The sequence below is a fragment of the Bradyrhizobium sp. LHD-71 genome (assembly GCF_031157255.1).
Lineage (GTDB): Bacteria > Pseudomonadota > Alphaproteobacteria > Rhizobiales > Xanthobacteraceae > P52-10.
The window spans coordinates 66,487-91,390 of the sequence record NZ_JAVIFX010000001.1 but is presented as its reverse complement, the minus strand read 5'-3'; the positions used below and the strand labels follow the sequence as shown (position 1 = coordinate 91,390).

28 protein-coding genes are annotated in these 24,904 nt (G+C 62.7%); 22 read left to right on the top strand and 6 right to left on the bottom strand.

What is annotated here, in order from left to right; translation table 11 throughout:
- Positions 1 to 22 precede the first annotated feature (22 nt).
- Complete coding sequence (locus tag RCO31_RS00460) at positions 23 to 1,006, bottom strand: tripartite tricarboxylate transporter substrate binding protein (RefSeq protein WP_308966197.1); 984 nt, start codon at positions 1,004 to 1,006, stop codon at positions 23 to 25.
- Positions 1,007 to 1,152: 146 nt separating this feature from the next.
- On the opposite strand from RCO31_RS00460, the gene RCO31_RS00455 reads away from it, so the two are divergent.
- The 4 genes from RCO31_RS00455 (at position 1,153) to RCO31_RS00440 (ending at position 4,474) form a co-directional block, all read left to right on the top strand.
- Positions 1,153 to 1,809 (top strand): TetR/AcrR family transcriptional regulator, encoded by a 657-nt coding sequence (locus RCO31_RS00455; RefSeq protein WP_374991399.1) that lies wholly within the window; start codon positions 1,153 to 1,155, stop codon positions 1,807 to 1,809.
- A gap of 135 nt (positions 1,810 to 1,944) precedes the next feature.
- Positions 1,945 to 2,814: an amidohydrolase family protein gene (locus tag RCO31_RS00450; RefSeq protein ID WP_308966196.1), complete on the top strand. Its 870-nt coding sequence runs from the start codon at positions 1,945 to 1,947 to the stop codon at positions 2,812 to 2,814.
- A 54-nt stretch (positions 2,815 to 2,868) separates the two neighbouring features.
- Entirely contained in the window at positions 2,869 to 3,594 is a 726-nt protein-coding gene (locus RCO31_RS00445; RefSeq protein WP_308966195.1) for a PIG-L deacetylase family protein, read from the top strand.
- Between the two features lie 10 nt (positions 3,595 to 3,604).
- The gene (locus RCO31_RS00440) at positions 3,605 to 4,474 is read left to right on the top strand and encodes a hypothetical protein (protein ID WP_308966194.1); all 870 of its coding nucleotides are present in this window, start codon (positions 3,605 to 3,607) and stop codon (positions 4,472 to 4,474) included.
- 101 nt (positions 4,475 to 4,575) lie between these two features.
- Here RCO31_RS00440 and RCO31_RS00435 read toward each other — a convergent pair whose 3' ends face one another.
- The gene (locus RCO31_RS00435; protein WP_308966193.1) at positions 4,576 to 4,935 is read right to left on the bottom strand and encodes a hypothetical protein; all 360 of its coding nucleotides are present in this window, start codon (positions 4,933 to 4,935) and stop codon (positions 4,576 to 4,578) included.
- Between the two features lie 307 nt (positions 4,936 to 5,242).
- On the opposite strand from RCO31_RS00435, the gene RCO31_RS00430 reads away from it, so the two are divergent.
- From RCO31_RS00430 to RCO31_RS00415, 4 genes are read left to right on the top strand one after another with little or no spacing between them, the layout of a single operon-like run.
- Positions 5,243 to 6,154 (top strand): metal ABC transporter substrate-binding protein, encoded by a 912-nt coding sequence (locus tag RCO31_RS00430; RefSeq protein WP_308966192.1) that lies wholly within the window; start codon positions 5,243 to 5,245, stop codon positions 6,152 to 6,154.
- Between the two features lie 13 nt (positions 6,155 to 6,167).
- Entirely contained in the window at positions 6,168 to 7,097 is a 930-nt protein-coding gene (locus RCO31_RS00425) for a manganese/iron ABC transporter ATP-binding protein (protein WP_308966191.1), read from the top strand.
- Positions 7,097 to 7,954, top strand: coding sequence for a metal ABC transporter permease (locus RCO31_RS00420; protein ID WP_308966190.1), 858 nt, complete (start codon positions 7,097 to 7,099; stop codon positions 7,952 to 7,954). Before RCO31_RS00425 ends, RCO31_RS00420 begins: the two co-directional genes overlap by 1 nt.
- Complete coding sequence (locus RCO31_RS00415) at positions 7,951 to 8,814, top strand: metal ABC transporter permease (RefSeq protein WP_308966189.1); 864 nt, start codon at positions 7,951 to 7,953, stop codon at positions 8,812 to 8,814. The genes RCO31_RS00420 and RCO31_RS00415 overlap by 4 nt, the downstream gene beginning before the upstream one ends.
- A gap of 4 nt (positions 8,815 to 8,818) precedes the next feature.
- On the opposite strand, the gene RCO31_RS00410 is transcribed toward RCO31_RS00415, so the two are convergent.
- The 3 genes from RCO31_RS00410 to hemB all read right to left on the bottom strand — a co-directional run bounded on the left by RCO31_RS00410 (position 8,819) and on the right by hemB (position 11,422).
- Entirely contained in the window at positions 8,819 to 9,592 is a 774-nt protein-coding gene (locus RCO31_RS00410) for an arginyltransferase (protein WP_308966188.1), read from the bottom strand.
- A gap of 120 nt (positions 9,593 to 9,712) precedes the next feature.
- The gene (locus RCO31_RS00405) at positions 9,713 to 10,237 is read right to left on the bottom strand and encodes an RDD family protein (RefSeq protein WP_308966187.1); all 525 of its coding nucleotides are present in this window, start codon (positions 10,235 to 10,237) and stop codon (positions 9,713 to 9,715) included.
- A 120-nt stretch (positions 10,238 to 10,357) separates the two neighbouring features.
- On the bottom strand, positions 10,358 to 11,422 hold the full coding sequence (gene hemB, locus RCO31_RS00400) for a porphobilinogen synthase (protein WP_308966186.1): 1,065 nt from the start codon (positions 11,420 to 11,422) through the stop codon (positions 10,358 to 10,360).
- 155 nt (positions 11,423 to 11,577) lie between these two features.
- Here hemB and RCO31_RS00395 point away from each other — a divergent pair, with 155 nt between their 5' ends.
- From RCO31_RS00395 to RCO31_RS00335, 13 genes are all read left to right on the top strand, one after another.
- Complete coding sequence (locus tag RCO31_RS00395; protein WP_308966185.1) at positions 11,578 to 12,042, top strand: DUF6163 family protein; 465 nt, start codon at positions 11,578 to 11,580, stop codon at positions 12,040 to 12,042.
- A gap of 351 nt (positions 12,043 to 12,393) precedes the next feature.
- Complete coding sequence (ldtR, locus tag RCO31_RS00390; protein WP_308966184.1) at positions 12,394 to 12,909, top strand: transcriptional regulator LdtR; 516 nt, start codon at positions 12,394 to 12,396, stop codon at positions 12,907 to 12,909.
- Positions 12,910 to 13,340: 431 nt separating this feature from the next.
- On the top strand, positions 13,341 to 13,502 hold the full coding sequence (locus RCO31_RS00385) for a hypothetical protein (protein ID WP_308966183.1): 162 nt from the start codon (positions 13,341 to 13,343) through the stop codon (positions 13,500 to 13,502).
- Positions 13,503 to 13,644: 142 nt separating this feature from the next.
- On the top strand, positions 13,645 to 14,268 hold the full coding sequence (locus RCO31_RS00380) for a glutathione S-transferase (RefSeq protein ID WP_308966182.1): 624 nt from the start codon (positions 13,645 to 13,647) through the stop codon (positions 14,266 to 14,268).
- 73 nt (positions 14,269 to 14,341) lie between these two features.
- Positions 14,342 to 14,536, top strand: a complete 195-nt coding sequence (locus tag RCO31_RS00375; RefSeq protein WP_308966181.1) for a DUF3606 domain-containing protein — start codon at positions 14,342 to 14,344, stop codon at positions 14,534 to 14,536.
- A gap of 177 nt (positions 14,537 to 14,713) precedes the next feature.
- Positions 14,714 to 16,021 (top strand): serine hydroxymethyltransferase, encoded by a 1,308-nt coding sequence (gene glyA, locus RCO31_RS00370; RefSeq protein WP_308966180.1) that lies wholly within the window; start codon positions 14,714 to 14,716, stop codon positions 16,019 to 16,021.
- A gap of 21 nt (positions 16,022 to 16,042) precedes the next feature.
- Entirely contained in the window at positions 16,043 to 16,522 is a 480-nt protein-coding gene (nrdR, locus tag RCO31_RS00365; RefSeq protein WP_308966179.1) for a transcriptional regulator NrdR, read from the top strand.
- Between the two features lie 145 nt (positions 16,523 to 16,667).
- Positions 16,668 to 17,741, top strand: coding sequence for a bifunctional diaminohydroxyphosphoribosylaminopyrimidine deaminase/5-amino-6-(5-phosphoribosylamino)uracil reductase RibD (gene ribD / locus RCO31_RS00360; protein WP_308966377.1), 1,074 nt, complete (start codon positions 16,668 to 16,670; stop codon positions 17,739 to 17,741).
- Positions 17,741 to 18,349 (top strand): riboflavin synthase, encoded by a 609-nt coding sequence (locus tag RCO31_RS00355; protein WP_308966178.1) that lies wholly within the window; start codon positions 17,741 to 17,743, stop codon positions 18,347 to 18,349. The genes ribD and RCO31_RS00355 overlap by 1 nt, the downstream gene beginning before the upstream one ends.
- Before the next feature lie 95 nt (positions 18,350 to 18,444).
- Positions 18,445 to 18,981, top strand: coding sequence for a 6,7-dimethyl-8-ribityllumazine synthase (gene ribH, locus RCO31_RS00350; RefSeq protein ID WP_308966376.1), 537 nt, complete (start codon positions 18,445 to 18,447; stop codon positions 18,979 to 18,981).
- On the top strand, positions 18,965 to 19,453 hold the full coding sequence (gene nusB, locus RCO31_RS00345) for a transcription antitermination factor NusB (protein ID WP_308966177.1): 489 nt from the start codon (positions 18,965 to 18,967) through the stop codon (positions 19,451 to 19,453). The genes ribH and nusB overlap by 17 nt, the downstream gene beginning before the upstream one ends.
- Positions 19,454 to 19,494: 41 nt before the next feature.
- Positions 19,495 to 20,478, top strand: a complete 984-nt coding sequence (gene thiL, locus RCO31_RS00340) for a thiamine-phosphate kinase (protein WP_308966176.1) — start codon at positions 19,495 to 19,497, stop codon at positions 20,476 to 20,478.
- 229 nt (positions 20,479 to 20,707) lie between these two features.
- Positions 20,708 to 22,828 carry a sodium-translocating pyrophosphatase gene (locus RCO31_RS00335; RefSeq protein WP_308966175.1) on the top strand — a complete coding sequence of 707 codons (2,121 nt, stop codon included), beginning with the start codon at positions 20,708 to 20,710 and terminating at the stop codon, positions 22,826 to 22,828.
- 77 nt (positions 22,829 to 22,905) lie between these two features.
- Here RCO31_RS00335 and RCO31_RS00330 read toward each other — a convergent pair whose 3' ends face one another.
- Positions 22,906 to 23,796 (bottom strand): LysR family transcriptional regulator, encoded by an 891-nt coding sequence (locus RCO31_RS00330; protein WP_308966174.1) that lies wholly within the window; start codon positions 23,794 to 23,796, stop codon positions 22,906 to 22,908.
- A 120-nt stretch (positions 23,797 to 23,916) separates the two neighbouring features.
- On the opposite strand from RCO31_RS00330, the gene RCO31_RS00325 reads away from it, so the two are divergent.
- Complete coding sequence (locus tag RCO31_RS00325) at positions 23,917 to 24,891, top strand: nitronate monooxygenase family protein (protein ID WP_308966173.1); 975 nt, start codon at positions 23,917 to 23,919, stop codon at positions 24,889 to 24,891.
- Positions 24,892 to 24,904: the final 13 nt, after the last annotated feature.

Sequence of the window (24,904 nt, the reverse complement as noted above, 5' to 3'; positions counted from 1 at the left end):
GCCGCCATTGACAATCGGCGCTTCATTCAACCTTCAAGTTCAGCTTCTTGATCAGGGCCGACCACTTGCGTTCTTCCTGATCGATATCCTTGGCGTACTCCTCGGGCGACGAGGTCAAAGGATCGCCACCCTCGTTCTGGATGCGTTGCTTGACGCTGTCCTGTGCGACGAGCTTCCGGAGCTCTTCATTGAGGAGGGTGATGATGGCGGGCGGCGTGCGGGCCGGCGCCAGCAGTCCGTAATGCAGAACTGAATCGAAGCCTGGCAGGCCGGACTCATCGGCGGTCGGTACGTCGGGCAGGAGACTGAAGCGTTTCGTCCCGGTCACCGCGATTGCGCGCAGCGTGCCGGCCTGGATGTTGCCCATAGCCGGCGGAAGCACTCCGAACGAGACCGGCACGTGCCCACCGACGAGGTCGTTGATCAAGGGAGCGGTGCCTCGATAGGGAACGATCTGCACGTCCAATCCCGCCGCTGACTTGAAATACTCCGCGGTGAGATAACCGCCGGTGCCAACTGGCGCTGTCCCGAGGTTGACCTTGGTGGGATCCTTTTTGGCGAGGGCGATCACGTCGGCAACCGTCTTTGCCGGAAATGTCGGATTGGCGATGAGAACCACCGGCATCGACGCAATCAGGCCGATCGGTGCAAAGTCCTTGCGCGGATCATAGCCTGCGTTCGCATAGAGCGACGGATTGATCGACATGGTGCCGGTGTGTCCGAGCAGCAACGTGTAGCCATCCGGCTCGGCCTTGGCGACGGCGCGCGTTCCAAGCGTCCCACCGGCGCCGGCGCGATTGTCGACGACGACGCTGTGCTTGAGCGCGATCGACAGCCGCTCCGCCACGACCCGGGCCATCGTATCGACGCCGCCGCCGGCGGGGAACGGCACGACCAGCGTGATCGTCCGGGTCGGATAGCTTTGCGCCCATGCTGCGCGCGCAAGAGCAGGCAGAGACGCGGCTCCCGCTGTCAGACGCAAAAACTGTCGACGCTGAAATCGCATGCCGTTTCCTCATTCGCTTTGCGATCGGACATCACTCATGCCCGGATCGATTACACGAGTCCAAACCGCTCATTGTTGACATGACCATGCTATTTGTCCAAATGTACAAAAGCAAGTTGGAGGCTGCGTTGGCGCGAAATCCAAACATGAGAGAGGCCATTCTCACCGCCGCTGAAAGCCTGTTTTCCACGCACGGCTTCAACGCTGTCTCGATCCGCGACATCGCCGACGAGGCCGGCGCCAATCCGGGCAGCCTGACCTATCATTTCAAGAGCAAGGATGGCCTGCTGCTCGAGATCTACCGGCGCCACTGCGGGCCGATCAACCGCAGGCGCTCCGAGTTGCTCGCCGCGGCAAGGCGCGTGCGCGACCTGCAGGATCGGCTCGAGGCGATTGTCCGTGCCTATGTCCTGCCTGCGTTTTCATCCGGCAGTGATCTTGCAGGCGGAGGCGCACGGTTCACGCGGCTGCGCGCGATCCTATCGGCCGAGGGCAACGAAGTTGTCGATCGCATCATCGCTCAGACCTTCGACGACACCAGCCACGCCTTCATCGACGCGATTCACGACAGCCTGCCGCATCTGCCGCGGACGGAGATCGTCTGGCGCAGTCATTTTCTGCTCGGCGCACTCTACTACGCGCTCGTGACGCCCGAACGCGTCTCGCGCCTGTCGCGAGGGCGCGCGGACGGCACGGATGCTCCGGAAGCGATCGAGCAACTTGTGCGGGCGACCGTCGCGGCACTTCAGGCGCCTCCCGTCGATCGGCCGGAGCCTCTGAGAAAACAAACAGCGAAAGCGTGAATGAGTGGCGTGTCGTCATGCCCGCGAAAGCAGGCATCCAGTATTCTTCAGCGTCTGTGATGAAAGTTGACGCTCTGGGACACCGGTCCCGCTTTCGCGGGAGACGATGCCGACAGTGTGGGAAGCAGCAGCACGATGTTCACACCGACGATCCCGGGGCCCGATCCGCATACCAGGACCCCCAGCTTCCGGCTGCCGCCGCTCGCCTGTGACGCGCACTGCCACATCTTCGGTCCCGGCGCTAAATATCCGTACGCACCAAACCGGCCGTACACGCCGCCCGACGCCCCGCTGGAGAGCTTCATCGCGCTGCATGAAAAGCTCGGTGTCGGCCGGGCGGTGATCGTCAACGCCAGCGTGCACGGCACCGACAACCGTGTCGCGCTCGATGCGATCGCTGTCAGCGGCGGCCGCTATCGTGCCGTCGCCAATATCGACGACACGATTACCGAACGGCAGTTAGGCGAACTTCATGACGGCGGTTTCAGGGGCTGTCGCTTCAATTTCGTTCGGCATCTCGGCGGCGTACCTGACAAAGAGGTATTCGACCGCGTGATCGCGATGATCGCGCCGCTCGGCTGGCACGTCGACCTGCACTTCGACGCCGTCGACCTTCCGGACTATGCGGATATGCTGAGTCATCTTCCGGTGCGATACACGATCGATCATATGGGGCGGGTGAGGGCCTCCGACGGGTTCGACCAGCTATCTTTCAAGACCTTGATCGCACTGATGCAACGGGACGAAAAATGCTGGGTGAAGGTCTGCGGATGCGAGCGCGTGTCGACGAGCGGGCCGCCGTTCCACGACGCCGTACCGTTCGCCCGCCAGATCGTCGAGACTGCGCCCGAGCGGGTCGTGTGGGGTACTGACTGGCCGCATCCGAACGTCAAGGTGATGCCGAACGATGGCGATCTGGTCGATCTCGTTCCTTTGATCGCGCCGGATGCCAGGACGCAACATCTGCTGCTCGTCGATAATCCGGCACAGCTCTACGATTTCTGAAATGACAGGCGCGACCCCGAGGGGGACGTCACGCGGAGAAGGAGAGGGACTACAATGGCCGAGCTGACAAAGACGGGACTGGTAGTGACCGCGCATCCCGGCGATTTCGTCTGGCGCGCCGGCGGGGCGATCGCGCTGCATGCGAAGAAGGGCTACCGCGTCAGGATCGTCTGCCTTTCCTTCGGCGAGCGCGGCGAAAGCCAGTTCGCATGGAAGGAGGCCGGAGCGTCGCTATCAAGTGTGAAGGCCGGACGCCGGGACGAGGCTGAACGGGCGGCGAAGCTGCTCGGTGCCGAAATTGAGTTCTTCGATTGCGGCGACTATCCGCTCAAGCTCAACGAGGCCCATTTCGATCGCATGGTCGATATTTATCGCGAACTCAATCCGAGCTTCGTGCTGACGCATGCGCTTGAGGATCCGTACAATTTCGACCATCCTGATGCGGCGCATTTTGCGCAGCAGACGCGGGTGGTCGCGCAGGCGATGGGTCATAAGCCTGACGCCAAATATCAGTACGCCGCGCCCCCCGTGTTCCTGTTCGAGCCGCACCAGCCCGAGATGTGCAACTTCCGGCCGAACCTGATCCTGAAGATCGATGAGGTGTGGGAGCAGAAGTATGAGGCGTTCAAGATACTCGCCGCGCAAAAGCACCTTTGGGGCTATTACGAGCGGGTCGCGTTGAACCGCGGTATTCAGGGCAGTCGGAATACCGGCGTGCCGATGACCTATGGTGAGGCGTATCAGCGGCTGTTTCCGACGGTCGAGGAGATTCTGAAGTGAAGTTGAAGCCATGACCAAGGCCCATCTTCGAACCGTGCTCGGCGACTACGCGCACGTCAAACCGTTAAAGGACGGCCGGCTCGGGTCCGATCTCGTCGATTTCGAATTCATCGACTATGCGCCCACCAACAAGGCATTCAAGCCGATGGTGCGCGAGCAAAAGTTCGACGTCTGCGAGATGGCCATCGTCACCTATCTGATGGCGAAAGCTCATGGCAAGCCGCTGGTCTTGCTGCCGGCCGTGATGCTCGGCCGGTTCCAGCATGCCTCTGCGCTCTACAACGGCGAGCGTGGCCAGCTCACGCCGTCAGACCTTGCGGGCAAGCGGGTCGGGATTCGCTCCTTCACCACGACAACCGGCGCCTGGGTGCGAGGGATCCTTGCCAACGATCACGGCGTCGATCTTAACAGCATTCGCTGGATCACGTTCGAGGATCCGCACGTTGCGGAGTACAGAGATTCGACGGAGAGGGCGCCCGCGGGCAAGACGATCATCCAGATGCTGCTCGACGGCGAAATCGACGCCGCGCTCGGTGAGACCTCAACCGATCCGCGGCTCAAGCCGCTGTTCGCGGATCCCGTAGCGGAGGCGCAGCGGTGGTCTCAACGGCACGGCATCGTTCCGGTGAACCATCTTGTCGTCGTCACGGAAGCGTTGGCGAAATCACGGCCGGACATCGTTAGGGAAGTCTATCGGCTGCTCACCGAAAGCAAGGCGACTGCCGGTCTACGGAGCGCTCCCGACCTGGTGCCGTTCGGCGTCGAAGCCAATCGCAAGGCATTGGAGACGATCATCGAATACTCTGTACAGCAGGGACTGATCCCGCGACGCTTCAGCGTCGATGAGCTTTTCGATGACACGACACGAGACTTGAACTGACCGCGTAGCCCGGGATGGAATGAAGCAATCCGGGGCTGACGCGGCGGCATGGCACCCGGATTTCGCTTTCGCTCCATCCGGGCCGCGGTGCTGAGACGATGTCAGCCCGAGACGACCTCGAGCGGCCCGTGATCATCGCAATGGTCGCCGTGAGGGTGGTGCAGGTGTCCATCGACGAGATAGTCGATGTGGTCGCCGTGCGGCACCGCTTCATGACCGCAACCGGGTCCGTGCTTGTGATTGGGATCGTGCCCTCCACAACGATGATCCGGGGTGCAGCGATCGGGATTCTTTGAACTCACCGCAATCACATGCTCATCCACGTGACCTTTGTGCGGATGGTGAAGGTGACCATCGTGCAGGTAATCGATGTGCCCGTCGTGCCGAACAGCCTTGTGGCCGCACCCGGGGCCGTGCTGATGCGGATGGTTAGCGTGGACGGAATGATCATGCGTGGCCATGAACGCCTTCCTTTGCTGGCTTTAACCCGAAGAGGCGGGCGGTCGACCCCGCGCCGTCGCCTCGCTACCTAAACGCCCCATCCGCTGTTTGGTCGATTGGGTCGCGAGGGTGTGATCGGCCCGCTGGGCGTCACGGGTCGCGGCCATTTGGCTGTGCAAGGCATCCAATCGCTGCCGCTGCCACCAATTTTCCGACGGGACCGCCAGCACAAGCGGCCGTTCGACACGGTTAGATGCTTTTGCGAATTAGTTGCAACTAACGTCTTTTCCGGTTATATACGGACTGAGAACGCGCGGAGATTTGCAGATGTCTTTCCGATGGACGCGGCGGGCGGCCGTGGTTGGCGGCCTCCTGGCGGCGGCGGTGTTGTCGCACGGCGCAGCCTGGGCGCAGGCGACTAAGCCATTTCGGGTGGTGACGACATTCACCGTCATTCAGGACATCGCGCAGAATGTGGCCGGCTCAGCGGCCGTCGTCGAATCGATCACCAAGCCGGGCGCAGAGATCCATGACTACCAGCCGACGCCGCTGGATGTCGTGCGTGCGCAGGCTGCCGACCTGGTTCTTTGGAACGGCTTCAATCTGGAGCGCTGGTTCGAAAAGTTTTTCGAGAATGTGAGCGAAGTGCCGACCGCCGTCGTGTCCGACGGCATCGAACCGATCGGCATTACTGAGGGGCCTTACACCGGCAGGCCGAACCCCCATGCGTGGATGTCGCCGAAGAATGCGCTGATTTATGTGGAGAACATCCGCAAGGCGCTCGTGAAGCACGACCCTGCAAACGCCGAGGCCTACAACAAGAATGCTGCCGCCTATAGTGCGCAGATCCGCGCGATCGACGAGCCTTTGCGCAAGCGGCTCGATGCGATCCCTGCCGACCAGCGCTGGCTGGTGTCGAGCGAGGGCGCTTTCAGTTACCTTGCGCGCGATTATGCGATGAAGGAAGCCTATCTCTGGCCGATCAACGCCGATGAGCAGGGCACGCCGAAGCAGGTGCGCCGCGTGATCGATCTCGTCCGCAAGAACAAGATTCCGGTCGTGTTCAGCGAGAGCACAATCTCCGATCGCGCAGCCAAGCAGGTCGCACGCGAGAGCGGCGCCCGTTATGGCGGCGTGCTCTATGTCGATTCTTTGAGCGCCGCCAATGGTCCGGTGCCGACCTATCTCGACCTGCTGAAGGTGACGGTCGAGACCATCGCCCAGGGTTTTGGCAAATGAACGATCTCGGCAAATGAACGTGATGGCGAAATCCGTGGGCCCTGCTGCAGCCGACCTCAATGGTCTCGGCGCCAGCATTTCTGTTCGCGGGCTGGCCGTCACCTATGCGAGCGGTCTGACCGCGGTGCATGACGCGTCCTTCGAACTCGACCCAGGCAGCATTTGCGCACTGGTCGGCGTTAACGGCAGCGGTAAGTCGACGATTTTCAAGGCCATCATGGGATTCGTTAAGCCTGCCGCGGGCGAGATCAGGTTGTGCGGCCGACCGGTGGCCGAGGCGATCAGCCGCAACATCGTCGCCTACGTGCCGCAAAGCGAGGAGATCGACTGGAATTTTCCGGTGCTTGTCGGCGACGTCGTGATGATGGGCCGCTACGGCCATATGAATTTCCTGCGCATGCCCTCGCGTGTCGACCGCTACAAGGTCGATGCCGCACTGGAGCGCGTCGGCATGAGCGATTTCCGCAATCGGCAGATCGGCGAGCTTTCAGGCGGCCAGAAGAAACGCGTGTTCCTGGCGCGTGCATTGGCGCAGGAGGGACGCATCATCCTGCTCGACGAGCCATTCACCGGCGTCGACGTGAAGACCGAGACGGCGATCATCTCGCTGCTCGGCGAACTGCGTGCCGCGGGACACCTGATGTTGATCTCCACGCACAATCTCGGCAGCGTGCCGGACTTCTGCGACCAGGTTGTGTTGCTCAATCGGACGGTTCTTGCGGCAGGGCCGACGGCGGAGGTCTTCACGCAAGCGAACCTCGAGCGCGCCTTCGGCGGTGTCCTGCGGCACTACAATCTCGGCGGTGCCCAGCTGCATGACGATGCGGACCCGCGCCACCTGACAGTGCTGACTGACGACGAGCGGCCACTGGTGATTTACGGCAATGACCGGAAAAAGATGCCGTCACCGCCCACGCAACCGGACGAGCCCAAGAAGCGATGATGTCCGAACTGCTCGTCCCATTTTCCTATGAGTACATGCTGAAGGCAATGTGGGTGAGCGCACTGGTCGGCGGCGTTTGCGCTTTTCTCTCGGCTTATCTTGTGCTGAAGGGCTGGTCGCTGATGGGCGACGCGCTGGCACATTCGGTCGTGCCGGGCGTCGCCGGCGCCTACATCCTTGGCCTTCCGTTCGCGGTCGGGGCGTTCTTCACCGGCATTCTCGCATCCGTCGGCATGGCATTCGTCCGCCAGCATTCGCGTTTGCGCGAAGACGCGGTGATCGGACTTGTGTTCACCTCGCTGTTCGCTCTGGGGCTGCTGTTGGCCTCGATCTGGCCGACGTCGGTCAGTGTGCAGACCATCGTGCTCGGCAACATCCTGGCCATCTCCGACGAGGACGTGGTGCAGGTCGCCATCATCTCCGCCGTGTCGCTCGCCCTTCTGCTGCTGAGGTGGAAGGATCTGATGATCGTCTTCTTCGACGAGGCCTATGCTCGCAGCATCGGTCTCAACACGTTCTTGCTGAAAGCGTTGTTCTTCACCTTGCTTTCGGCCTGTACGGTCGCGGCATTGCAGACAGTCGGTGCTTGCCTTGTCATTGCCATGGTGGTGACGCCCGGCGCCACTGCCTACCTGCTGACCGACCGTTTCGGCCGCCTGATCGTGATCAGCGTCGCGCTCGGGGCAGGGACGAGCTTCGCCGGCGCCTATATCAGCTACTTCTTGGACGGCGCGACCGGCGGTGTGATCGTCACACTGCAGACATTGCTGTTCCTTGCTGCGTTCCTCCTTGCGCCGAAACACGGCCTGCTGGCGGCCCGGCGCCGTCGCATGACGATCGCGGGAGCCGCGCCATGAGCGTGATCTTCGACTGGCTTATCGTGCCGCTCAGCTATCCGTTCATGCAGCGGGCGCTGGTCGTCTCGATCCTGGTGGGTGCGGTGTGCGCGGTGCTGTCGTGTTACCTCGTGCTGAAGGGCTGGTCGCTGATGGGCGATGCGGTCTCGCATGCCGTACTGCCGGGTATCGTCGTCGCCTATGTGATCGGCCTGCCGCTCGCTGTCGGTGCATTCGTTGCGGGGCTGTCGTGCGCGCTGCTCACCGGCTATCTGAAGGAATCCAGCCGGGTGAAGGAAGACACTGTGATGGGTGTCGTGTTCTCCGGCATGTTCGGCTTTGGGCTCGTCATCTTCACCAAGGTCGAAACCGACCAGCACCTGCTGCACATTCTGTTCGGCAACATGCTCGGCGTCACGGTACAGGATCTGATCGAGACCGCGGTGATCGCCGGTGGCACGCTCGCAGTCGTCCTCCTCAAGCGACGCGACCTGCTCCTGTATTGCTTCGATCCCAACCATGCCCGCGCCATCGGCTTGCCGGTGTCGTTGCTGCATTATGGATTATTGATCCTGCTTGCGCTGACGATTGTCGCCTCGCTGAAGGCGGTGGGCATCATCCTGGTCATCGCCATGCTGGTGGCCCCGGGAGCGATCGCCTATCTGCTCACCGACCGGTTCGAGCGCATGCTGGTGATCGCCACCGTGGTTGCGGTGGGTGCTTCGGCATTCGGCACGTTGCTGAGCTTCCACATTGATGCTGCGACCGGCGCTTGCATCGTGCTGGTTCAGGCTTGCGTGTTCGTGCTGGCGTTTTTGTTCGCTCCGAAGCGAGGGCTCGTCGCGGCCGCGCGTGCAACGCGGCGGGCGGCAGCGTCCTGATCGGTCAATCCTGCGGCTCGCGGCTTTCGCCGTCCTTGTCGATGCGCAGCCATCCGCTCGGCGCGAGCCGCTGCTGCGGCAGAAAGCGGGCCTTGTAATCCATCTTGCGCGAGCCATCGATCCAGTAGCCAAGATAGACGTAAGGCAGTCCCATTCGCCTGGCGCGGGAGATGTGGTCGAGGATCAGGAACGTGCCGAGCGAGCGCTGCTCCTCGCCGGGTTCGAAGAACGAGTAGACCATCGAAAGGCCGTCGCTCAGGACGTCGGTCAGCGCCACCGCAAGCAGGTCGCCGCCGCGCCCGGTCACGCCTGAGTCGGCGTTACGCCGGCGATACTCGATGATTCGCGTCTCGACGTGGCTGTCCTCGACCATCATCGCGTAGTCGAGCACGGTCATGTCGGCCATACCGCCGTTCCGGTGTCGCGCATCGAGATAGGCGCGGAAGACCGAATACTGCTCCGACGTCGGCGCCGCTGTACGAAGCTCGCTGACAATATCGGCGTTGCGTGCAAGGACCTTGCGGAAGTTGCGCGAGGGGCGAAATTCGTTAGCGATCACCCGCACCGAGACGCAGGCCCGGCACTGGTCGCATGCCGGGCGATAGGCGATCGACTGGCTGCGACGAAAACCGCCGTGGGTGAGGAGGTCGTTGAGGTCCGACGCCTTTTCTCCGACGAGGTGCGTGAACACCTTGCGTTCGTTCCGGCCCGGCAGGTAGGGGCAGGGCGAGGGCGCGGTCAGGTAGAACTGCGGCGTGTCGCGGGAATGGTGTGTCACCGGGCCTCAATGGGACTTTTGAATAGTGTCCGCGTCCAGCATCGCCTTGGCCGGGCGAAGCGTCAATTACTTCATAAGCATGACAGCTCGAAACCGGTGCCCGCCCCGGGATCGGCCGAGTCAAACGGGCCGGGCGGGTTCCGGATATGCCGGCCGGGCAGAGGTGTTGATGATGACGGTTCCAAGAATGAGGTCGTGCAGAAGTTGCCTGCGACGGTTGAAGAGCCCAACGAGGACAATGAAAGGCGTCAGGACCGACACTGAAATCCAGTACAGCACCGCATGCGCGGCGCCGAGGATGAAATAGCCGGGCTCGCCGGAGAAAGTGCGCAGCTCGAGGTCCATCAGCCGCATGCCGACCGTGGCCGAGTGCGGGCCGCCGAGCGTCAGGCCGTAATAGACGATCGCCCATACGATCGAAAGCGGTGAGACCAGCCAGAAAAGCAGCCAGCCAAGGCCGAGCGTCAGCACGCCGAACAGGGCGATGAAGATAACGCCGAGCACGATCGGGACGCCCAGGATGACGAGATCGACCAGGAAGGCGAAGAAGCGTCGCGTCAGCACGCCGCGAAACAGTTCCGGGTTGGCGGCCGGATCGAACGCGTGCCGGAAACCGCCGTCATTGCGCCAGATATCCTGAGACATCGAAGTCCTCCTCAGCGCCTGGAGATGGCGATGCCGCCAGGCGGGCGCAAGGTTGCATTACCGTCGCGTAATGCTTGAGCCACGCTTGGTGGCTGGTCCTCGCTCGCAGAGGAGTTGCGGTCAGCCACCGGCCTTCAGCTTCTCCGCCATGTCGGCGGCGAAGTAAGTCAGGACGCCATCGGCGCCGGCGCGCTTGAAGGCGGTCAGACTCTCGACCATCGTGCGATCGCCGTCGATCCAGCCGTTTGCCGCGGCGGCCATGATCATCGCGTATTCGCCCGAGACCTGATAAGCGAAGGTCGGCATGCCGAACGTGTCCTTCACCCGACGCAACACGTCGAGATACGGCAGGCCCGGCTTCACCATCACCATGTCGGCGCCTTCAGCCACGTCGATCCCGACCTCGCGAATCGACTCGTCCACATTTGCCGGATCCATCTGGTAGGTCCGTTTGTCGCCGCTCAATGTTTTTGATGAGCCGATCGCGTCGCGGAACGGTCCATAGAAGGCCGAGGCGTACTTCGCTGCGTAGGCCATGATCTGCACATCGGTATGCCCTCTGTCGTCGAGCGCAGCGCGGATCGCACCGACGCGGCCATCCATCATGTCGGAAGGGGCGATGATGTCGCAGCCTGCCTCTGCCTGTATCACCGATTGCTCGACCAGAAGCGCAACGGTCTCGTCGTTGAGGATGATTCCGTCGCGCAGCAGACCGTCATGGCCATGACTGGTGTAGGGATCGAGCGCCGCGTCGCATAGCACGCCAATATCGGGAAACTCCTTCTTCACGGCGCCGATCGCGCGGCAGACGAGATTGTCGCGGTTCAGCGCTTCGCTGCCTGTTTCGTCGCGCAGCGACGGATCGGTGTAGGGAAACAGCGCGATACAGGGGATCGTCAGCTTCATCGCGCGTTCGGCTTCGCGCACGATCTGGTCGACCGACAGGCGGAAGACGCCGGGCATCGACGGTACCGGAACGCGCTGGTTGTCGCCGGCGGTGATGAAAAGCGGCCAGATCAGGTCGTCGGTGGTCAGTACATGTTCACGCACCATCCGCCGCGACCATTCCGACTTGCGGTTGCGTCGCATGCGGATCGTCAGGTCGAGCCCCGGCGCGGTTGCGGCGGCCGCAGGGCGAGGCGGCTCGTCACGCAGTTCGATCGGGCGGCCGAATTTGATCGCCATCGGAGTTCTCCTTAGCTCAAGGTCGCCTGATTTATCATCCCTGCGCCACCGCCGCGAACCAAATTCGGCCTTGCCGGCATCACGATTTGACCTTACAGGCGCAAACAGCCTCGCGACGGCACAAGGGCGCGAGATTCAAGGGTTTCCGAGGAGCAATGACCGACCAATCGGCCCAGGACCAGCCACGCGAACTGCAGGCGGCGTCGGTCGCGCCGATCAACTCGGGCGCGGTTGCCGGCGATGACGGCGTCTGGACGCGCCGGCTTGTCATGTATTTGCGCGTCATGGCGGGCGTGGCCATGTTGAAAGGCCTCTATCATTGGGGGCAAGTGACAGGCTTCATCGGCGACGAAGCGGACGCATTCATCAACCAGCCAGTCGCGTGGCAGAGTGCGACAATCTACTTTGCGGTGATCGAACTCGTCGCCGCAGTGGGACTCTGGCTGGCGACACCATGGGGCGCGGTCGTGTGGCTCACCTCGATCGTGTCGATGGCGGTGATCGAGCTGATGTTTCCTTTGATCTATGGCGGCAACTTCGTAGTCGTCATTTTCGAGGTGGCGTTGCTTGCAATATATCTGGTGCTCGCGTGGATGGCGGCACTGGAACGCCCGCCGTGAGCGCACTCGTCCAATTCAACAATCATTTTCTGAAAATCGAGCGGACCGTGGTTAGCCACCTATGAACGGCATCCCGCACAAGTCTTACCCGAAACTTTCAAATTTTCAGGTCGCTGTACAGGAATGCGACAGCGCTCCAGACGAAGCATGAACATCGGCCGGTTTTCCTCAACGGAGGATTACAAAAACCCCTTAGTTTGTGCGGGTAATCTTGGATTCACTGTCTCGAATTCATTTTCTCTTTATGTTGTTGTTTAAGCTGATGTTCAAACGCAACACCTAGGTTTTCCCCATCGGACGAAACACAAGTTTCGTCGAATAAGTCGACAAAACGACAACAGGGGAAGTGTCATGATGAAAGCCGTTGCCACGGCCACGGATACCGTCGAGCGCGATCAGCGCAAGGCGCAGGTGCAGCCTCTCTATCTCGAAGCTCTGACTCTGGTCGAGCGGCTGCACCGCCGCCTGCTCGACGTCATCAAGGATGAGTTCGACCGGCGAGGCCGCTCGGACATCAACTCGGTGCAAGCGCTGTTGCTCTACAACATCGGCGACAAGGAACTGACGGCAGGAGAGCTGCGCACGCGCGGCTACTATCTCGGCTCCAATGTTTCCTACAACCTGAAGAAGCTCGTCGAGATGGGCTTCCTCGATCACCAGCGCTCGCGCGTCGATCGTCGCTCGGTTCGTATTCGCCTGACGCCGAAGGGCCAGGAAGTGCGCCACATCGTCGAGGCGCTGTATGACAAGCACGTCAAGACGGTGGAGCAGGTCGGCGGCATCTCCAATGAGGAGTTCGCAACGCTGAACAAATCGCTGCATCGTCTGGAGCGCTTCTGGACCGATCAGATCCTGTATCGGCTCTGAGGTTTGCGGGCGATTCCGGACGGCGAGGGCCGACGGCATCGCATGCGCATTTTCAGACTGCGCAACTTCGGGCCAGCCTGGCGGAAGTCCGGCTGCCCAAGGCAATGACACTTCCATCCGCCTTCGCGCCGGCCTTTCACGAGGTCGGCGCTTTGCTTTCTGAATTGAGCTGCGCGCGGCGCGATTGCTGCGAGCCGGAACGCCTGACGATGAGCACGATTCCGCGCAAATGAGCGTCATGAGGCGAGGAATTCGCAAAGCGTAGTCGCCCGTTTCGCAAGCGCTCCAGCGCCTTGATGTGTGCTGCCGGCGCGAGCGTAGGGAAGTCTTAACCTCTCGGCTGCGCTGATTTGGGCTGGCTCGATTCGTTCTTTGCGAACGAAACTGAATCAAACATGGAACAAACAGGCGGCATTTATGGTTGAAAGACCATGATGAAGGTCCAATCGCTGATTCCCCGCATTTCCGAGCGGCAGGGCGAGGTGCTTCGCGAGAAGCTGTCGGACTATGTCGCGACTTTGCTCGAGAAAAATGCTGCGCGGCTGTCGAAGTACGAAAAGGCGCAGGCGGAGCGCGACGCCCGAACCGAATAGACGTCCTAGAATCGGCATTTGCGGCGATCCCGGCCAGTCATGGCGTGGAGGCGCGTCTGCACGGCAAAACTGAGCACTGGGTTTTTTGCGCGCGAGGACGTAAAGCACTGTCTTCGCCAACGTGGTGGAACATGGGGGAAACATGCTCATCGTCCATCATCTGAACGACTCGCGTTCGCAGCGTATTCTCTGGCTGCTCGAGGAACTGGGCCTGCCTTACGAGATCAAGCGGTATCAGCGCGATGCGCAGACGCGGCTTGCGCCACCTGAACTGAAGGCCGTTCACCCGCTCGGCAAATCGCCGGTCGTCACCGACGCCGGCCACACGATTGCGGAGTCAGGCGCCATCGTCGATTACGTGCTGCGCAAATACGGGAAGGGTGCCTTGCAGCCTCCTGCTGGCAGCATGGACTTTGAAAGGTACGCGGAGTGGCTCCACTATGCGGAAGGCTCCGCAATGCTGCCGCTGATGCTGAACCTTTATGCCGGCCGGCTTGGTAATGCAGGAAGGCCGCTGCATCCGCGCATCGACAGCGAACTCGCCAACCATCTTGGTTATGTCGACGCGGCATTGAAAGGCCGCGAGTGGCTGGTCGGCAGTGCATTGACCGGCGCGGACATTCAGATGAGCTTCGTTGGCGAGATGGCCAAGGCCGCAAAACGGATCGAGCCGTATCCAAACCTGACGTCCTGGGTCGCCCGCTTTCAGGCGCGCCCGGCCTACGAGCGAGCGATCGAGAAGGGCGGACCGTACCGGTTCGCCTGATTCCGAAACGGCTTGTTAAGGCTTCTGGAAGGGCATGGAACCGGAGCCGGGCCCTGCATGCTAGGCTGGCCCCATGATCCAGCTTGTCACCGTGGCATCCGTGCTGGCCCAGATCAGGCCGGCGCCGGTCATCGATACCGAAGACGCGGCCGCGACCGATCGGTGGGCGCAGCGGCTGAACGTGCCTCGCGCCGACCTTCTGGCCGCCATCGCCGCGGTCGGCAATTCGGTCGCTGCGGTGCGACGCCACCTGCAATCGCCGACCTGAGCTTGGGCAGGCATTTTTGCCGCCCAATCATCAAGATATTGGATAAGTTGGGCTGATGGGCCCTAGGATTTGGCCGTTTCGGCCCAATATGCTAATGCGTGCGTGCCGCTCTCGACCATTAACCGAACCGTCCGCCGGTCCCGTAGTTGGCCCGCGGCGGTGGAGATATTTCCGCCGATGTCGTCATACGCCAAATCCGCCAATGCCTCCGCGCCAGGGACCTTCTTTTCGGCCACGCTCGCCGAGGCTGATCCCGAGATCGCCGCTGCCATCAGGAATGAACTCGGCCGCCAGCAGCACGAGATCGAGCTGATCGCGTCGGAAAACATCGTCAGCCGTGCCGTGCTCGAAGCGCAGGGCTCGATCATGACGAACAAGTATGCGGAAGGCTATCCGGGCGCCCGCTACTATGGCGGCTGCGAGTTCGTGGACGTTGCCGAGACGCTGGCCATCGAGCGCGCCAAGAAACTGTTCGGCTGCAACTTCGCGAACGTTCAGCCGAACTCCGGCAGCCAGATGAATCAGGCGGTGTTCCTGGCGCTGCTGCAGCCGGGTGACACCTTCATGGGCCTGGACCTCGCCGCGGGCGGACATCTGACGCACGGTGCGCCGGTCAACATCTCGGGTAAATGGTTCAAGGCCCAGCACTACACGGTGCGCAAGGACGACCAGCAGATCGATATGGACGAGGTCGCGCGGCGTGTGGAAGAGGTCAAGCCGAAGCTGATCATCGGCGGCGGCTCAGCCTATTCGCGCTTCTGGGACTTCAAGCGCTTCCGCGAGATTGCCGACAGCGTCGGCGCGTATTTCATGGTGGATATGGCGCACTTCGCCGGTCTCGTCGCCGGCGGGGTGCATCCATCGCCAATTCCCTATGCCCATGTGACCACGACCACCACCCACAAGTCGCTTCGCGGGCCACGCGGCGGCCTGATCCTCAGCAATGACGAGGCGATCGCCAAGAAGATCAATTCGGCGGTGTTTCCGGGGCTGCAGGGCGGTCCGCTGATGCACGTGATTGCGGCGAAGGCGGTTTGCTTTGCCGAAGCGCTGCGACCGGACTTCAAGGTCTACGCGAAGAACGTGGTCGACAACGCCAAGGCGCTCGCCGAAACGCTGCGCGCCAACGGTTTCGACATCGTCACCGGCGGCACCGACAATCACCTGATGCTGGTCGATCTGCGTCCCAAGGGGCTGAAGGGCAACGTCTCCGAAAAGGCGCTTGGCCGTGCAGCGCTCACTGTCAACAAGAACGGCATCCCGTTCGACCCGGAGAAGCCGATGGTGACATCGGGCATTCGTCTTGGCACGCCGGCCTCGACCACGCGCGGCTTCGGCGTCGCGGAGTTCAAGCAGGTTGGCGAAATGATGGCCGAGGTCTTGAGCGCGGTCGCGCAGGCGCAGGATGGCAAGGCACCTCTGGTGGAGGCTGCGATCAAAGCGCGGGTGAAGGAATTGACTGACCGCTTCCCGATCTACAACTAGCATTATCGGGATCATGGCCTGATGCGCTGCCCGAATTGCTCGAGTCTCGATACGCAGGTCAAGGATTCCCGGCCTGCAGAGGATTCTGCCGTCATTCGCCGTCGGCGCGTCTGCGTGACCTGCAACTTTCGCTTCACGACATTCGAGCGCGTGCAGCTGCGCGATCTCACCGTCATCAAGCGCAACGGTCGGCGTGTGCCGTTCGACCGTGACAAGCTGATGCGCTCGGTGCAGATCTCGTTGCGCAAGCGTCCGGTCGACCCCGAACGGGTCGAGAAGATGGTGTCGGCGATCGTGCGCGAGCTGGAGAGCGGCGGCGAGGCGGAGATCTCCTCGGAGGCGATCGGGGAGATCGTAATGGAGCACCTGCGTCAGCTCGACGATGTGGCCTATGTGCGTTTTGCCTCCGTTTACCGCAACTTCCGTGAGGCGAAGGACTTCGAGGCGGTGCTGGGCGAACTTTCGGGCGACGACGATCCGCGACTGCTGCTTCGCAAGTAGCTTCGATCGGGCGTGACTGGCGCTTGCGGAATGGCTCGTCCCCGTTTTCAAACGGGGCGGCGCGGGTTCTGAGAGGCTAAATACATCGCCGTAACCTATCTCTGACACGGCCTCATTCGTGACCAATCCTGTCGACCTTCGTTTCATGCAGCTCGCCCTGTCCCTTGGTCGGCGAGGGCTGGGGCGCACCTGGCCCAACCCAGCGGTCGGCTCGGTGGTGGTCAAGGACGGGGTGGTGCTAGCGCGCGCCTGGACCCACGAAGGTGGACGGCCGCATGCAGAGACCCAGGCGCTGGCGCAAGCGGGTGAGGCGGCGCGCGGCGCGACGCTTTACGTCACGCTCGAGCCGTGTTCGCACCACGGCAAGACGCCACCTTGCGCCGACGCGATCATTGCCGCAGGCATCACGCGCGTGGTCAGTGCGCTGGACGATCCAAATCCGGACGTGGCGGGGCAGGGGCACGCGCGGATCAGAGAGGCTGGCATCGAGCTCGACGTCGGTATCTGCGCCGAGGAGGCCCGGCGCGACCACGCCGGCCACATCTGCCGCATCACCGAAGGCCGTCCGTACGTGACGCTCAAGCTCGCCTTGTCGGCCGACGGCAAGATCGGCGCCTCGGGGCGCCGACCTTTCCAGATCACCGGCGAACAAGTGCGCACGCGCGTGCACATGTTTCGCGCACAAAGCGATGCGATCCTGGTCGGCGTCGGCACGGCGCGCGCCGACAATCCGCAACTGACCTGCCGGCTGCCCGGATTGGAGCAGCGCTCACCGGTGCGGGTGATCCTCGACCGGCATTTGCGTCTGCCAGCCAGCAGCTATCTCGCAAAGACCGCGCGCAAGCATCCGGTCTGGGTCTTCTCGGGAGGCGGCGGCGAGCCGTCAAGCGCGACGCTGCTTGCGGCGGAAGGCGTCGAGATCATTCACGCGCCTGTCGGCGAACGCGGTATCGATTTGCAGGCGATGCTGCAGGAACTGGGACGACGCGGCGTGACGCGGCTCATGGTCGAGGGCGGCGCGCGGGTGGCGGCGTCGTTCGTCGAGGCGGGGCTGGTCGACGAGGTCTGGCTCTATCGCGGACCGGTGACAATCGGCGCCGACGGGGTTGCCGCACTGGATCGGCTGCCGCTGACGGCGGTAACGCAGTCGCCGCACTACCGCGTTCGTGCTACCGAAACTCTCGGCCAGGACACCCTGACGATTTACGAGCACATCTGATGTTTACCGGCATTGTCACCGACGTTGGCGAAATCGAGGTCCTGCGGCCGGTGGCGCAGGGGCAGTTGCACCGGCTGCGTATCCTGTGTGGCTATGATCAGGCCACGATCGCCGATGGCGCATCGATCGCCTGCAACGGCGTCTGTCTGACGGTGGTCGGCTCCGGGGTTGCCGGCGGCAGGACCTGGTTCGAGGTTGATGCCGCCGCGGAGACGCTCGGGATGACCACGGCGCGGCACTGGCATCAGGGCATGCAGCTCAACCTCGAGCGCGCGCTGAAGATCGGCGACGAGCTTGGCGGCCATATCGTCGCGGGCCACGCGGACGGCACTGCAACCATTCTATCACGGCACGACCTGCCCGATATGGCCCGGTTCGAGTTGCGCAGCCCGCGTGAACTTGCGAAATTCATTGCGCCGAAGGGCTCAATCACGCTGGACGGCGTGTCATTGACCGTGAATGCCGTCGACGACGACCGTTTCACAGTGCTGATCATTCCCCACACGTTATCCGTGACGACGCTGCACGGCTGGCGGGAGGGAACCGAGGTCAACATTGAGGTGGACCTGATGGCGCGGTATGCCGCGCGCTTGACCGAAATGAAGTAGGCCGCGTCAGGCCCTGCTGCTGCATGGCGCTTGGCTTCGTGCCATCGCCGGACTACAAGGCCAGCAATTGGCGAATAGACACGAATGGCGACAATATGGCCGATCCACGCCGTGCTCCGTTGAAGGACCAGACCGACATTTCAGGCTCGCACGCCCTGATCGTCGAGGCGCGCTTCTATGATGACATCCAGGACGCGCTGCTTGCGGCTGCGATCGCCGAACTGGACGGGGCGGGCGTCACGCACGAGGTCATCACCGTGCCGGGGGCACTGGAAATTCCGGCTGCCACCGCCATCGCCATCGAAGCCGGCGAGCGCGCCGGGCGCCCCTTCGATGCGGTGGTCGCGCTTGGCTGCGTCATTCGTGGCGAGACGATCCATTTCGAGATCGTCTCGATGGAGTCCTCGCGCGGGCTGATGGACTTGTCGATCGCCAAGAAGCTGCCGATCGGCAACGGCATCATTACGGTGAACACCGAGGCCCAGGCCTGGGAGCGGGCGCGTGCTGACAGCTTGAACAAGGGCGGCGACGCGGCGCGCGCTGCCGTCGTCATGATGCGGATCAAGCGCCGCCTGCAGCCGCGCCTCGACCAGATGATCAAAGACCGGCATCGCGATGTCAAAAGCCGGTAGCGATTCCAGAAAGGCGAACCGGCGCGGCGCGGCGCGGCTTGCCGCCGTGCAGGCGCTTTACCAGATGGACATCGCCGGTGCGGGTCTGAACGACATCTTCGCCGAGTTCGAAAGTCACTGGCTGGGCAGCGAAGTGGAGGGCGAGACGTATCTGCCGGCCGAAGCCGCCTTCTTCCGCGACGTCGTTTCCGGCGTAGTACGCGACCAGTCGAAGCTCGACCCCCTGGTCGACGATGCGCTGGCGAAGAGTTGGCCGTTGAAGCGGGTCGATGCGATCATTCGCGCAGTGATGCGCGCGGGTGCCTACGAGCTGGAACATCGCAAGGATGTCCCCGCGCGCGTGGTCGTCACCGAATATGTCGATGTCGCCAACGCCTTCGTCGACCGCGAGGAGACCGGCATGGTCAACGCAGTGCTCGATCAGCTCGCGCGGCGCTTTCGCGCAGATGAATTCGAGCGCGCAGGCGAGTAACGGATGCTCTCTTCGTTGCGAGCTCAACGGAGCCTCATCATATGTCTTCGCCTGAAGACGATCTGATCGCGCGCTACTTTCAGCCGCTGGCGACCGATCCGGCTGCGTTTGGCCTGATCGACGACGCGGCAATCCTGAAGAGCTCGACCGACGACCTGGTGGTGACCACCGACGCCATCGTTGAAGGCGTACACTTTCTTCCCGAAGATCCGCCCGAAACGATTGCGCGAAAAGCGCTGCGGGTGAATCTCTCCGATCTTGCGGCGAAGGGCGCAGAGCCCACGGGCTTCGTGCTTACGCTCGCCCTGCGTGACGTGAATCACGGCTGGCTGAGCGGGTTTGCGAAAGGCCTCGGCGAGGACGCGGCATCGTTCGCATGCCCGTTGCTCGGCGGCGATACGGTCTCGACGCCGGGACCGCCGATGATCTCGATCACGGCCTTCGGCCGCGTCGCAGCCGGCCGCATGGTGCGGCGAAGCGGTGCGCAAGCCGGCGATGCGGTGGTCGTGACAGGAACCATTGGCGATGCCGCGCTGGGGCTTGCGCTTTCGAAGCCGGGCTCGTTCGCCTCATCGCCCACGGCGAACGCGAGTGCACGCAGAATGCTGGTCGAACGTTACCGGGTGCCGCAGCCGCGCGTCGCCGTTGCACCGGCGGTCCGTGATTATGCGCATGCGGCGATGGACGTCTCTGACGGACTTGCGGGCGATTTGGCGAAACTTTGCAAGGCCTCAGGCCTGTCGGCTGAGATCAAGCTTGAGCAAATTCCGTTGTCGCCGCAAGCGCGGTCGCTCATCACCGCCAAGGCGACGACGATCGATGCGCTGATCTCAGGTGGCGACGACTACGAGATCCTTTGTGCGATTCCGGAGAACCATCTTGCTGCGTTCGTGTCTGCCGCCGGGGCGAGGAATGTTGCCGCCACGGTGATCGGCGTGATTCGCGACGGGCTGGAGCCGCCGCGCTTCGTCGCATCGGATGGACGCGAGCTCCGGCTCAAGCGAGGCTCCTTCAGCCATTTTTAGGAGCATTCCAGCGGTTTGGCCGGCTCTATCCGTGCTTTTCTCGCTGCAGGGAGCTGAATACAGAGCTCATATCCCGGACCAAACGTTGCTTAGACGTTACGATTTTGGCATGGTCCGCGCCTATTTGGGGGCATCCACTGGGGTTTTTCAGGGCATTGCCTTCTGCTTGTGCCCGTCGCTGTCCATGGCGGCGGGGTAGGGACACGTCCAAGGGTTTGAGGCAACTTCCATGACAGCTTTGTGGGTGATCGTGCTCTGTGGGGCGCTTTCGATTTTGTACGCGATCTGGGCGACGTCATCGGTGCTAAGCGCCGATGCGGGCTCCGATCGCATGAAGGAGATCGCAGCCGCGGTCTCCGAGGGCGCACAGGCCTATCTCCGTCGTCAGTACATGACGATCGCCATCGTCGGCATCGTCATCTTCCTGCTGCTCGCCTACCTACTCGGCGTGCTGGTCGCCATCGGCTTTCTGGTGGGCGCCGTGCTGTCGGGGGCGGCAGGCTTCATCGGCATGAATGTCTCGGTACGCGCGAACGTTCGCACCGCGCAGGCGGCGACCAAGTCGCTTGCCGGCGGTCTCGAACTGGCGTTCAAGGCCGGCGCGATCACCGGCCTCCTGGTGGCTGGCCTCGCGCTGCTCGGCGTGACCCTCTACTTCATCTACTTGACGCAGGGCCGGGGGCTTCAGCCTGCTGACCGCGTCGTGATCGATGCGCTGGTCGCGCTCGGCTTTGGCGCGTCGCTGATCTCGATCTTCGCCCGTCTTGGCGGCGGTATCTTCACCAAGGGCGCCGACGTCGGCGGCGATCTCGTCGGCAAGGTCGAGGCCGGCATCCCCGAGGACGATCCGCGCAACCCGGCGACGATCGCCGACAACGTCGGCGACAACGTGGGCGACTGCGCCGGCATGGCCGCTGACCTGTTCGAGACTTACGCGGTGACCGCAGTTGCAACCATGGTGCTGGCGGCGATCTTCTTCGCCAAGTCCGCCTTGCTGCTGCCGATGATGACGCTGCCGCTCGCAATCGGCGGCATCTGCATCATTACCTCGATCATCGGTACGTTCTTCGTGAAGCTCGGACCAAGCCAGTCGATCATGGGCGCGCTGTACAAGGGCCTGATCGCCACCGGCATCCTGTCGCTCGCGGGTGTCGCCGCAGTGATCTACTATCTGGTCGGCTTTGGCCCGCTCGCCGGCGTGAGCTACACCGGTCTCGACCTGTTCCTGTGCGGCGTGGTTGGCCTCGCTGTGACGGGATTGATCATCTGGATCACCGAGTACTACACCGGCACCGATTATCGGCCGGTGAAGTCGATCGCAGCATCGTCGGTGACCGGCCACGGCACCAATGTGATCCAGGGCCTGGCGATCTCCATGGAGGCTACGGCGCTTCCGGCGATCGTCATCATCGCCGGCATCCTGATCACCTACAGCCTCGCCGGTCTGTTCGGCATCGCCATTGCGACCACGACGATGCTGGCGCTCGCCGGCATGATCGTCGCGCTCGACGCGTTCGGTCCGGTGACCGACAACGCCGGCGGCATCGCGGAAATGGCAGGGCTGCCGAAGGAGGTGCGCAAGTCGACCGACGCGCTCGACGCCGTCGGCAACACCACCAAGGCCGTCACCAAGGGCTACGCGATCGGTTCGGCCGGTCTCGGCGCGCTGGTGCTGTTTGCCGCCTACAATGAGGATCTGAAATTCTTCATCGCCAACTCGGCGCAGAACACCTACTTCGCAGGCGTTGCTCCGGATTTCTCGCTGAACAATCCTTACGTCGTGGTCGGCCTGCTGTTCGGCGGCCTGCTGCCGTACCTGTTCGGCGCGATGGGCATGACCGCAGTCGGCCGCGCCGCAGGCGCGATTGTCGAGGAGGTTCGTCGTCAGTTCCGCGAGAAGCCCGGCATCATGCAAGGCAAGGACAAGCCGGATTACGGCAAGGCCGTCGATCTCCTGACCAAGGCGGCGATCAAGGAAATGATCATTCCGTCGCTGTTGCCGGTGCTGTCGCCGATCGTCGTCTATTTCGCGATCTATTTCATCGCGGGCGGCGGCGCGGCCGGAAAATCGGCGGCATTCTCGGCTGTCGGTGCGATGCTGCTCGGCGTGATCGTCACGGGCCTGTTCGTCGCGATTTCGATGACCTCGGGCGGTGGTGCCTGGGACAACGCCAAGAAGTACATCGAGGACGGCCACTACGGCGGCAAGGGCTCCGACGCTCACAAAGCCGCGGTCACCGGCGACACGGTCGGCGATCCGTACAAGGATACGGCAGGCCCGGCCGTCAACCCGATGATCAAGATCACGAATATCGTCGCGTTGCTGTTGCTGGCGATCCTCGCGCACTGATCCGGCGCGACGCTCGAGGCAACCCCGCGGTGCGAGCCGCGGGGTTTTTCTTTGTCGTGGGTGTTGGCGTTGCGGTGTCATCCGCCACGAAGCATCTCCCGGTCTGCGCGAGCGCTGGTCGTGACGAAGCCGATCACTTCGCGCATGGCCGGAAGGCCGACGAGGTCGGGATGCGCCAGCAGCCAGATATCCGAAAGCCCAGCGAGCTTCTGAGGTGCCACCCGGACAAGGTCCGCAAATGAGTCGCCGACGAAACAGGACATGACGGAAATGCCGATGCCGGCCCGGGCCGCCGCCAGCATATCGCTCTGGGACGAGCAGCGCATGACCACGTTGGCGTGCCGTGCCACGTGGTCGCTCCAGCGGCCAAGCTCGGTGTTGGTCGCCTTGTCCGCAAAGCCGATGACGCTGTGATGCCGCCAGTCATGCCGGTGCTCAGGCAGCCCGCGCCGCGCCGCGTAGTCACGCGAGGCATAGAATCCGACACCCAGCCGTCCGATCTTGCGACCGGTCAGATTTTCATCGCCAGCCTCGAACACGCGCAGCACCAGATCGGCTTCGCGCCGGCGCACGCTGACGGGGAAGGGATGGGTTATCAGCTCAAGCTCGATATGACGACGGCTGTCGAGGAACGCAGACATCCGCGGCATCAACCAGTGTGCTGCCAGCGTCGGCCCGATCGACAGCTTGACGATGCCGCGCGCCGCGGCGCCGCGCGCCGTGACCGCAGCCTCCGCACGAGAGGCCGCCGCCGCCATCGCCTCTGCTTGCTCGCGAAACCTGCGCCCCTGCGCCGTCAGTGCCAGGCCTTCCGTGGTCCGCGCGAACAGCCTTGTGCCAAGTTGAGCTTCCAGCGCCGCGATCTTGCGACTTACCGTCGGGTGGCTGGAGCGTAGCCGCCGCGCTGCCCCGGTGTAATCACCGGCTTCGGCAACCGCGATGAAGTATCTGCAGAAGTCCCAGTCCATAGCCAGGCGTTGCTCCGTAGCGCGATCATTTCTGATGCCGCTGCCGTTCAATATTGAACGCCCATTGCCGTCCGGTCCAGCCCTATAGTGACGCGCAAAGTAACAAGGAGACTTTCAGGGATGACACTGCCCGCCTGGATCGACGATTCCCTCGCACTGCCTGTCCTCGGGTCACCGCTGTTCATTGTTTCCGGGCCGGAACTGGTGATTGCCCAGTGCAAGGCAGGCATCATCGGCTCTTTTCCGGCACTGAATGCGCGTCCCGCCGCAAGGCTCGACGAATGGCTGACGCGCATCGAGGATGAGCTCGCTGCGTACAAGGCAGAGAATCCCGGCGCGAAGGTTGCGCCATACGCCGTGAATCAAATCTGCCACGCCTCCAACGACCGGCTGATGCAGGACATGGAAACCTGCGTGAAGCACAAGGTGCCGATCATCATCACGTCGCTGCGGCCGCCGACTGAAATCGTCGAAGCCGCACATTCGTATGGCGGGGTGGTTTTTCACGACGTGATCAATGTAAGGCACGCCCGCAAGGCGGCCGAGAACGGCGTCGACGGACTGATCCTCGTTTGCGCGGGCGCCGGCGGACATGCAGGCACGCTTTCGCCGTTCGCGCTGCTGCGCGAGGTCAAGCAGTGGTTCAAAGGCTCCGTGCTGCTGTCGGGTGCGATCTCCGACGGGTGGAGCATTGCCTCGGCGCTCGCGCTTGGGGCTGACCTTGCCTATATCGGCACCCGCTTCATTGCCACGGCGGAAGCCAATGCAGACCCTGCGTACAAGCAGGCGCTGATCGATCATGCCGCCGGCGACATCGTCTATTCGAACTTGTTCACCGGTGTGCACGGAAACTATCTCGGCCCTTCGATCGCGGCTGCAGGGCTCGATGTCGACAACCTTCCCACCGCCGATAAGTCGAAGATGAACTTCGGCTCTGGCGGCAACATGAAGTCCAAGGCCTGGCGCGATATCTGGGGCTCCGGTCAGGGGCTGGGCCAGATCGTCGACGCGCCGCCGGTGGCCGTGCTGGTAGAGAGGCTCAAGGCGGAGTTCGCCGACGCACGCAGCGATTTCCTGAAGCGCGCGTGTGCCTGACGACGCGCCATGA